Annotated in this window: 8 protein-coding genes; 3 read left to right on the top strand and 5 right to left on the bottom strand. The window is 70.5% G+C overall.

Going from position 1 to position 9,019, the window contains the following annotated elements:
* Positions 1-708: TonB family protein (locus tag AC2YHJ_RS24570; protein ID WP_487398815.1), on the top strand; the 708-nt coding region annotated here is incomplete at its 5' end.
* A gap of 15 nt (positions 709-723) precedes the next feature.
* On the opposite strand, the gene AC2YHJ_RS24565 is transcribed toward AC2YHJ_RS24570, so the two are convergent.
* Positions 724-972 (bottom strand): hypothetical protein, encoded by a 249-nt coding sequence (locus tag AC2YHJ_RS24565; protein ID WP_487398814.1) that lies wholly within the window; start codon positions 970-972, stop codon positions 724-726.
* A 181-nt stretch (positions 973-1,153) separates the two neighbouring features.
* Between AC2YHJ_RS24565 and AC2YHJ_RS24560 the strand changes: the two genes are divergently transcribed.
* Positions 1,154-1,438, top strand: coding sequence for a hypothetical protein (locus tag AC2YHJ_RS24560; protein ID WP_487398813.1), 285 nt, complete (start codon positions 1,154-1,156; stop codon positions 1,436-1,438).
* A 175-nt stretch (positions 1,439-1,613) separates the two neighbouring features.
* Positions 1,614-2,231 (top strand): hypothetical protein, encoded by a 618-nt coding sequence (locus tag AC2YHJ_RS24555; RefSeq protein ID WP_487398812.1) that lies wholly within the window; start codon positions 1,614-1,616, stop codon positions 2,229-2,231.
* A 100-nt stretch (positions 2,232-2,331) separates the two neighbouring features.
* Here AC2YHJ_RS24555 and AC2YHJ_RS24550 read toward each other — a convergent pair whose 3' ends face one another.
* The 4 genes from AC2YHJ_RS24550 to AC2YHJ_RS24535 all read right to left on the bottom strand — a co-directional run bounded on the left by AC2YHJ_RS24550 (position 2,332) and on the right by AC2YHJ_RS24535 (position 8,836).
* Positions 2,332-3,720 (bottom strand): L-serine ammonia-lyase, encoded by a 1,389-nt coding sequence (locus tag AC2YHJ_RS24550; RefSeq protein WP_487398811.1) that lies wholly within the window; start codon positions 3,718-3,720, stop codon positions 2,332-2,334.
* Positions 3,721-4,047: 327 nt separating this feature from the next.
* Positions 4,048-4,815 (bottom strand): 2-keto-4-pentenoate hydratase, encoded by a 768-nt coding sequence (locus AC2YHJ_RS24545; protein ID WP_487398810.1) that lies wholly within the window; start codon positions 4,813-4,815, stop codon positions 4,048-4,050.
* Between the two features lie 23 nt (positions 4,816-4,838).
* The gene (gene rlmB / locus AC2YHJ_RS24540; RefSeq protein WP_487398817.1) at positions 4,839-5,633 is read right to left on the bottom strand and encodes a 23S rRNA (guanosine(2251)-2'-O)-methyltransferase RlmB; all 795 of its coding nucleotides are present in this window, start codon (positions 5,631-5,633) and stop codon (positions 4,839-4,841) included.
* 470 nt (positions 5,634-6,103) lie between these two features.
* On the bottom strand, positions 6,104-8,836 hold the full coding sequence (locus AC2YHJ_RS24535) for a beta strand repeat-containing protein (protein WP_487398809.1): 2,733 nt from the start codon (positions 8,834-8,836) through the stop codon (positions 6,104-6,106).
* Between the last annotated feature and the right edge of the window lie 183 nt (positions 8,837-9,019).

The following is a 9,019-nucleotide window of genomic DNA, read 5'->3' as shown; positions in this document are numbered from 1 at the left end:
CGCGTGGCCGAGCCAATCCAGCCGCCCCCCCCGCCACAGGTGGCCGAGGCCACGCCCTCGCCGCCCCGCCAGGCCGAGCCGCCGCCGCCCACGCCACCACCACCACCCGCCCGCACGGCCGAAGCGCCGACACAGCCACCGCCCCCGCCGCCGCAGCGTACGCCCGCGCCCGAACAGGCGCGGCCGCCGATGGTCGCCGAATTGCCGCTGCCGCCGCCTCCGCCGCCGGCCCCGCCGCCCCAGGCGCCGGAGCAGATGGCGCAGCGCGCCCAACCGCTCGACCTCACGCAGCGTCCGCCGATCCGCCTCGGTGAACCCAACCGGCCGGCTGCGCCCCGGCGCGGGCTCGACCTCAGCCCGGGTGCCACGCTCCCGGGGCCGGGCGAGGTCGAACAACTTCGCGTGCACGGTGCGGAGGCCGGGCCCGACTGGCGGGCCGCCTTCCGGCAATGGCTGGACCAGAACCTGCGCTACCCACGTCAGGCGATCGATCTGCGCGAACAGGGGCCCGTCACGGTGCGCATCAATACCGGCCCGGATGGGCGCGTGCGCGGCGTGGAACTGCGCTCCGCGTCGCGGTCCATCTACCTGAACTTCTATTCGCAGAACGTGTTCCGCGGCGCGCAGCTGCCGCCCTTCCCGCCGGGTTCGGCGCAGGAACAGGTCACCATCGACCTGACGATCAACTACATCCTGTACGGGCGGTAGCGGCGCGGCACCGCGTCAGGCGTGCCCGACCTCACCGAACGCGTCGCGGTTGGTGCTGCGCACCACCGCCGCGAACAGGCGCAGCGCATCGGGCCCGCCGCGGTCGAGCAGGGCGCCATCCTCCATCTCCCGCGCCAGGATCTCGGCGTGGTCGGCGAGGGTTTCCGCCGCGCGGCGCAGGGCCTCTCGCGACAGGGTCAGTTGCAGGTCGTCGCTCAGGGTGTTCCAGCCGGCCGGCCGCATGGCGTTTCCCATCCGGGTCATCCGCCGTCCTGGCGATGGTCTCGGCTCCTCGTGCCGCACCGGCAGAATGCCCGCGACGGGTTAACCGCGCATGACGACCCGGCATCCGGCACCAGGTCCCGGCATTCCAAACGGCACGGCCTTGGGCGGGGTGGTCTGGAGGGCCCGGACCTTTCCATCCCGCGCCCGCCTTGGATCGGCGATGCCGGCATGGCGAAGTTGGCCGGTCGGCGTGCCCTGTTCGCAGAACGACGGCTTCAGGATGCGCGCCGCGAGCCCCGACGCCGCGATCACGCCGCGCACCAGGTGGCTGGTCCTGAACGTCCCGAGCAACCCGACCGCCCTGCCGCCGGGGAAGCAGGTGGCAGCAGTGCAGGGTTCCGCCTATGGCACGAGCCCCTGCTTTCGCGTTTCGTATGCGGCGGATACGGCGAACCTGCGCGAGGCCTGCGGACGGATGCAGCATTTCTGCAGCGAACCGTCCTGAGCAGGTCGAACATCCGAAGGCATCAGCGATGCCGGTGCGGCATGGGCGAGGTTCCCCTGCCGGCGAAGGCCCGCTGCCGATCTCCAGGCGGGGGCGGACGCGCAATCGAGCAATGCATGGTCCGTGCTTTGGGCTGTAGGGTTCGAAAACAAGCACCGTTCGGGAGGGCCGCGTCATGCACATCAACCTGCGTCGCTATCCGACCCTAGGCGTCGACCGCACCACGATCGAGGAGGCGGTGGAGAAGGAGCTCCTCCCCAGCCTGCAATCCGATCCGGGATTCGAGGCGTATTTCGCATTCTGGGACGAAGCAGGCGCGGGCGTCAGCGTGAGCAGCTTCGCGGACGCGGACGCAGCGCACGGTTCGACCAGCGTGGCGCGCCGCTGGCTGGCGAGCCACATGGACTTTTTCCCTGCGCGAGGCGAGGAGTTCTCGGGCGAGTGCTTCGTCCATCAGCAAGCACGGCGTGCGGCAGGCGCCGGAAGCCTTCCTTACGTTCTGATCCGCCTGCTCACCGGCGTCCCGGCGACGCAAGACACGCGGGCCTTTGTGGAGCAGCGGACGCTTCCGTTGATTGAGCGTTCGCCGGGCTTCCGTGCCGTCTGGATGGCGCGGAGTGATCGGGAGACCGGCGACGCCGCCGTCGCGACGTTCTTCGACAGCCCGAACGACGCCATGGCCTGCCACGAGGCGGCGGTGGCGCTGCTGCGCGAAGGCCTTCCCGGCGTATCGGTGACGCAGGTCGTGCAGGGCCGCGCGGTGATCGCCGGCGGTCCCAAGAAGGCAACTTGAAGACTCGCGGTTCTGCTGGTCGTCTCGCGACTTCAGAGCCAACGGCCGGGTGCGCGGAGACTGCCGCGCCGCGGTCGATCCGCCGCGCGCATCCGTCGCATCAACAGGCGATGACGTTCACCGCCAACCCGCCGAGGGATGTTTCCTTGTACTTGTGCGACATGTCGAGCCCAGTCTGCCGCATCGTGGCCACGGCCTGATCGAGGCTCACGAGGTGCCGGCCGTCGCCATGCAGCGCAAGGCGGGCCGCGTTGATCGCCTTCACCGCGCCAATGGCGTTGCGTTCGATGCACGGCACCTGGACGAGGCCGGCAACCGGATCGCAGGTCAGTCCAAGATTGTGCTCGAGCCCGATTTCCGCGGCGTTCTCGATCTGCGCGTTGCTGCCGCCCAAGGCGGCGGCCAGGCCCGCGGCCGCCATCGCACAGGCGGAACCGACCTCGCCCTGGCAGCCGACCTCGGCGCCGGAGATCGATGCGTTTCGCTTGATGATCGCGCCAATCGCGGCTGCGGTGAGCAGGAAGGTCTCCACCCCTGCCGCATCTGCGCCGGGCACGAAGCGTTCGTAGTATTGGAGAACGGCGGGGACGATGCCGGCCGCGCCATTGGTAGGCGCGGTGACGACACGGCCGCCAGCGGCGTTCTCCTCATTCACGGCCAGGGCCCAGAGGTTGACCCAATCCATCGCCTCGAGCGGATCGGCCTGATTGCGCTGCGCCTTTTCCTCGAGCCTGCGAAGCAGTGCGGGGGCGCGCCGTCGCACGCGCAGGCCTCCAGGGAGTTCCCCTGCGCCACGCAGGCCGCGTGCGATGCAGGCATGCATCGCCGCGCGGATCCGCGCGATGCCGTCAGAGAGATCGACCGCGCTGCGCAGGCTGGTCTCATTCGCGCGCATGAGGCCAGCGATGGACAGGCCCGCCGCGCCAGCGCGTTCGAGCAATTCCGCTCCGTCCCCGAAGGGGAAGGGCACTGCCGGCCGGCCCTCTTGCGCCGCGCCCGCCAGAGGCTCGCCGTTCTCGTCCACGACGAAACCGCCGCCGACCGAGTAGTAGATCCGGGTGAAATCGTCCTGCCCCATTGCCCTGGCCGACAGGCGTAGCGCGTTGGGATGGAACGGCAGCATCTCACGTGGCCGAAAGATGATGTCGACCGCCGGGTCGAAGGCGACGCGCCGTCCCGAGGGCAGGCTCAGTCTGCGAAGACGCCGAACCTGCTCGACGAGGATCGCCGCATCATCCGGGTCGACGGTATCGGGCTTGGCGCCGGCGAGGCCGAGAATGACTGCGGCGTCGGTGCCATGCCCCTTTCCTGTCAGGGCCAGCGATCCAAAGAGTTCCACGACCAAGCTGTCGGGCGGAAACAAGAGCTCCACCTGCTCCGCGAAATGCGCCGCGGCCAGCATGGGACCCACCGTGTGGGAACTCGAGGGACCAATCCCGATCCTGAACAGATCGAACAAACCGATCCAATGTGGCGCAGGTGGTGTCATGCGTCGAAGGCATCCGCGGCCGGTGGAGACGGCTGTGACGTGCATCTATCGGGAGACTGGTCCCCCGACACAATACTTCGTTGCCGGCACCCCATCGAGCGCCAGGCAAGCAGGTTTGGCAACGACATCAACCGCGACAAGGCGCCTCGGTTCTCACCTGATCACCGCAATCCCGCCAAGGACAGCCGGGTTGCGCGCGCACGGTGCGGAAAGAGCCATGAGAACATCCGTCTGGTGCGGCGGCGCCGGCCAGTGGCGATGGTCCTGGAGGCCCCGCGCGTCGACCGATGCTGCCGGGAACCGCGGCGCCCCTTCGTCCTGTCACGATCAGGTGAGCGTCAGTTCCACCCGCCCCAGCCTGTCGAACTCCACCACCGCCGTGCAGGGGCCATCGAGCCAGATCGGCGGCGTGACGGAACCAAGGAACACCACCTGCCCCGCCCGCAGCCCGCCAAAGGCCGCCGCGCAGGGCGACGCGGCGAGCCAGGCCAGCGCCTCGAAGGGGTGGCCGAGCAGGTCGGCGCCGACGCCTTCCCCGCGCACCTGCCCGTTCACCGACAGCCGCCCGCGCGTGGCGGCGAGATCGACCGCCCGCCAATCGGCGACCGACGTGCCGAGCACGCCCCCCGCATGGAACACCTGGTCGGCGATCAGCGTCGGCGTCCCGAGCACCGCGAGGTCGCCATAGCGGCGGTCCACGATCTCCATCGCCGCGAAGACCTCGCCGACCGCCTCTGCCGCCTGGTCGCGCGTGCAGGGGCCGGGGGCGATGTCGCGCGCGAGCCGCAGCCCGACCTCGCACTCCACGCCGGGGTCCACGTAGTCGGCATGGCGCGCGGTGGCCGAGCCGGTGCGGAGGCCGGCCTTCGGCACGAAGCCGCCGGCCGGCCCGGACAGGCCGAGATAGGTCTGCATCTGCTTCGTCGTCGCGCCGATCTTGAAGCCGGCCGGCGGGAGCCCGCCGAGGCGCAGCGCGATCTCCTTCTGCAGGGCGTAGCCGGCTTCCGTCGTCCGCGGTGCGATTGCGCCCAGCGGGGCCAGGATGCGCCGCGCGCGGCGCGCCTCGAGAATCGCCTCGGCGGCGTCGGATGCCATGGGTGTTTCCTTCCCTGCCTCGTTCAGCGGCGGATGATCTCGTAGAGCGCGACGGCCGCCGCCGCCGAGACGTTGAGGCTCTCCACGCCCTCGGCCATCGGCAGGCGCACCAGCTCGTCGCAGGTCTCGCGCTGCAGCCGGCGCAGGCCGGCATCCTCGGCGCCCAGCACAAGGGCGACCCGGCGGTCGCGCGGCACCGCCTCGGCGAGCGTCCGCTTCGCCTCGCCGGCCAGGCCCAGCACCCAGAAGCCGTGCTTCTGCAGCGTGGCGATGGCGCGGGACAGGTTCACCTCCCGCACCACGGGCACGATGTCGAGCGTGCCGGACGCGGCGCGGGCAAGCGTGCCGGTCTCATGCGGGGCGTGGCGGTCCTGCATGACCACCGCCGCCGCACCGAAGGCCGCCGCCGCGCGCAGCGCCGCGCCGACATTGCGCGGATCGGTCACCTGGTCGAGCAGTAGCACCGGCCCGTCGGACGCCTCGATCGCGTCCTCCAGGTCGACGGATTCGAGCGGTTCGGCGAGCAGCGCGATGCCCTGGTGCACCGCGTCCTCGGTCAGGAAGGTCTGGAAGCGGGCGCGGTCGGCGCGTTCGGGGGTGACGCGCCAGGGGCCGTCGAAATGGTCGCGCAACGCAATTTCAGCGTCGGTGGTGCAGAGCAGCCGGCGCGGCTTGCGGCGCGGATTGGACAGCGCCGCGAGCACCGCGTGCTGGCCATAGATCCAGTAGGCGCCGGACCCGGCACCGGCCCCGGGGCGCGGCGGCTCGGGGGTGGGATCGGGCAGGGGCGCCGGTTCCGGGCGGCCGCGGGCGGGCAGGCGTGGTTCCTCGCCCCGGCGGTCGGGGCGGTGGCCCTTCTTGGGCGCCGCGGCGCCCCGTTCGGGGTGCGACCGGCCGTGCTTCTGGTGCGGTTCGCCCATGCGCTCGGCCCGGCCGCGGGCCGGCTTGCGAGCGGCGTCGCCGGTCCGGGCGGCCTCACCGACATGCTCGGCGCGGCCGCGCGCCGGCCGGCGCGGTTCCTCGGCGTCGCGTTCGCCGCGTGCACGGGCGGGCTTGCGGGCGTCTTCGCGCTCGGCGCGCGGATGGCGTTCGCCCTCCGCGCGTGGGGTGCGGCCACGGGCTGGCGGGGTGCCGGAACTGCGGGCGGGGGGGCGGCCTGCGGGCCGCTTCGGGGGGCGTGGCATGGCGCGCATCCTGCCCGCTACCGCCCCGCAAGGAAACCGGCGGCCGTTGGGGCGGCCGCCGGTCGGTCGTTCCGGCCGGGGTTTGCCCGGCCGGTATCGGCGCGTCAGCCGAAGATGACGATGTTGTCGCCCGTCCCGCCATTGAGGACGTCCAGGCCGCCCCCGCCGATCAGGACGTCGTCGCCATTGCCGCCCAGCAGCACGTCGGCGCCGATGCTGCCGATCAGGACGTCGTCGCCATCCCCGCCATCGGCGGTGAGCTGCAGCAGCCCCGCGATGAGGCCGGAGGCCTCCACCACGTCGGCACCGCCCAGCCCGTTGATGACCAGCCGGTCGCCGGCATCGAAGTTGAAGATATGCACCTCTGCCGAAAGGCCGAGGACCGTCACGCCGCCATTGTTGTCCCCCACGACGAGGATGACGTCGTCGCCGCCGGTCGCATCGATGGTGATGGTGTCGGCCGCGCCGTCCCCGGCCGTGCCGCCGATCGTGCCGGCGAGGTTGATCCGCACGTCATGCACGTCGGTGCCGGAGAGGTCGCCGATGGTGATGTTGTCGGTGCCACCCAGGGCGTTGAAGTCGATGGCCTCGACCTCATTGAGGTCCATCGACACGCTGGCGATGTCGCGGGTGAAGAGGGCCCGCTCGCCATTGGCCGAGATGTTGATCCGCTCGGCGATGTTGGCGCCGTTGAACAGCATGGTGTCAGTGCCGGCCTGGCCCTCGAGGACGTCATTGTCGTCGCCGGGGTTCCAGACGAAGGTATCGTCACCCGCACCCATCACCGCCAGGTCGTTGCCGTCGCCGCCGTTGATGAGGTCGTCGCCGGCGGACCCATGGAAAGTGTCGGCGCCGAAGCCGCCATTCATGGTCAGCTTGACCACGCCGGCAGCGAGACCCGACGCATCGAGCACATCGTCGCCGCCGAGACCGTTGACCGTCAGGGCGTCATTCACCCCTTCGGCCCCGGTGATCTTGATCGCCGCCGCTGTCCCGGTGATGTCGACATTGCCGGCGCTGCCGGTCACCGACACCGTGTCCGCGCCGTTCGTGGCGTTGACGGTCACGCTGTCCGCCGCGCCATCGCCTTGCGGCGCGCCCGGGCCGGCAAGGTCGAGGATCACCGTCTTGACGTCGGTGCCGCTGAGATCGCCGACCACGATATTGTCGGCCCCGCCGAGCGCGTTGAACTCGATCGTCTCGACGTCGTCGAGGTCCATCGACACGCTGGCGACGTCGCGCGTGAAGAGGGCGTGGCCGCCATTGGCGAAGATGTTGATGGCCTCGCTGATGTTCGAGCCGTTGAAGAGCATCGTGTCGAGGCCGTCGCCGCCCTCGATGATGTCGTTGCCGTCGCCCGGGTCCCACTGGAAGGTATCGTTGCCCGCGCCGAGTTGGGCGACGTCGTTGCCGTTGTCGCCGAAGACGCTGTCGTTGCCGTCGCCGCCGAGCAGCGAGTCCGCGCCCTGCGAGCCGAGGATGGTGTCGTCACCCGCGCCGCCATCCAGCGTGAGCCTGGTGACGCCGGCCGGCAGCGTCGTGGCGGTCATGCGGTCGTTGCCGCCGAGGCCGCGGACCACGAGCTGATCGTTCGCACCCTCCGAATTCGTGACGGAGACGAGGGCGGGCAGCCCGATCACGGAGAGGCTGCTGCCCGCGCCCACCACGTCGATGACGTCATTGCCGTTGGTCGCGTTGACGCTGACCGTATCGGCGGCCGCGTCGCCGGTCGTCCCGCCGATCGTGCCGGCGAGGTTGATCTTCACCTCCTGGATGTCGGTCCCGGAGAGGTCGTTGACGACGACCGCGTCGGTGCCGCCGAGGGCGTTCAGATCGATCACCTCGACGTCGTTGAGGTCCATCACGATGCTGGCGATGTTGCGGGTGAAGAGAACGCGCTGGCCATTGGCCGAAACCTCGAAGGCCTCGTTGCCGGCCGAGCCGTTGAACAGCATGGTGTCGGTGCCGTCCTGGCCTTCGACCACGTCGTTGCCGTCGCCCGGGTCCCATTGGAAGACGTCGTTGCCCGCGCCGAGGAACGCCACGTCGCTGCCCTGCTGGCCGTCGATGAAGTCGTTGCCATCGCCACCCAGCAGGGTGTCGTTGCCGTTGGAGCCGAGGATGGTGTCGTTGCCGGCGCCGCCATCGACGATGAGCTTGATCAGCGGGGCGAGGTTGCCGGTGGCGCTGAACCGGTCGTCGCCGCCGTTCATGTTGACGACGGCATTCTCGGTGGTGCCGATATCGAGGGCGAAGGGCGCGGGGTCGAGCCGGTCGAAGCGGACGCGCGTGCCATTGGCCGTGACCGTGAAGATCTCGGTGCCGTTGCCGCCATTGACCTCGGCGGTGTCGGTGCCGGCGCCGCCCTCGAACAGGTCGGTGTCATCGCCGGGGTTCCAGATCAGGCGATCGTCGCCGCCCTCGCCGAACATCTGGTCGTCGCCGTCGCCACCGGTGATGATGTCGTTGCCGGCCCCGCCGAAGAGGAAGTCGGCGCCGCCCTTGCCGAGCAGCACGTCATTGCCGTCCTGGCCAAAGAGCATGTCGCCGCCCGAACCGCCGGTGATGGTGTCGTTGCCGCCGCCCCCGAACATGTTGGCCCGCGGCAGGGCGCCATTCGCCTCGTTCAGGGTCAGGACGTCGTTGCCGCCTTGGCCGAAGACCTGGATCAGCGCCGTGTTGGCGACGGTCGGCTTGCCGCCCTTGACGGCGACGGCGCCGCCATTGACGAGGATTTCGCCCGCCGCGTTGCGGCTGATGTCGATCGAATTGTTCAGGGCATCCCCGAAGGTGCTGAGGATCTGCGATCCGGGGATGAAGGTTGCGGTGACGGCCATGGACCTGCTCCGTGTCTGGTGGATGGCCGGACGCTATGGGCTCGTTATCTCATCGGAATGTCACCGGGCGGGCATTCAGGCCTCGTCCATGTCGCGGGGCGGGGGGAATGTTGCGTCCGTGTCGCGGGATGGGGGGGGAATGTTGCGTTCAGGCCGCGGCGCAGCGCCCGGGCCTGCCGTCTC

The sequence above is a fragment of the Roseomonas sp. SRI_022 genome (assembly GCF_057586215.1).
The sequence above is the reverse complement of the archived record's forward strand: the minus strand, read 5'-3'. Positions and strand labels throughout refer to the sequence as shown.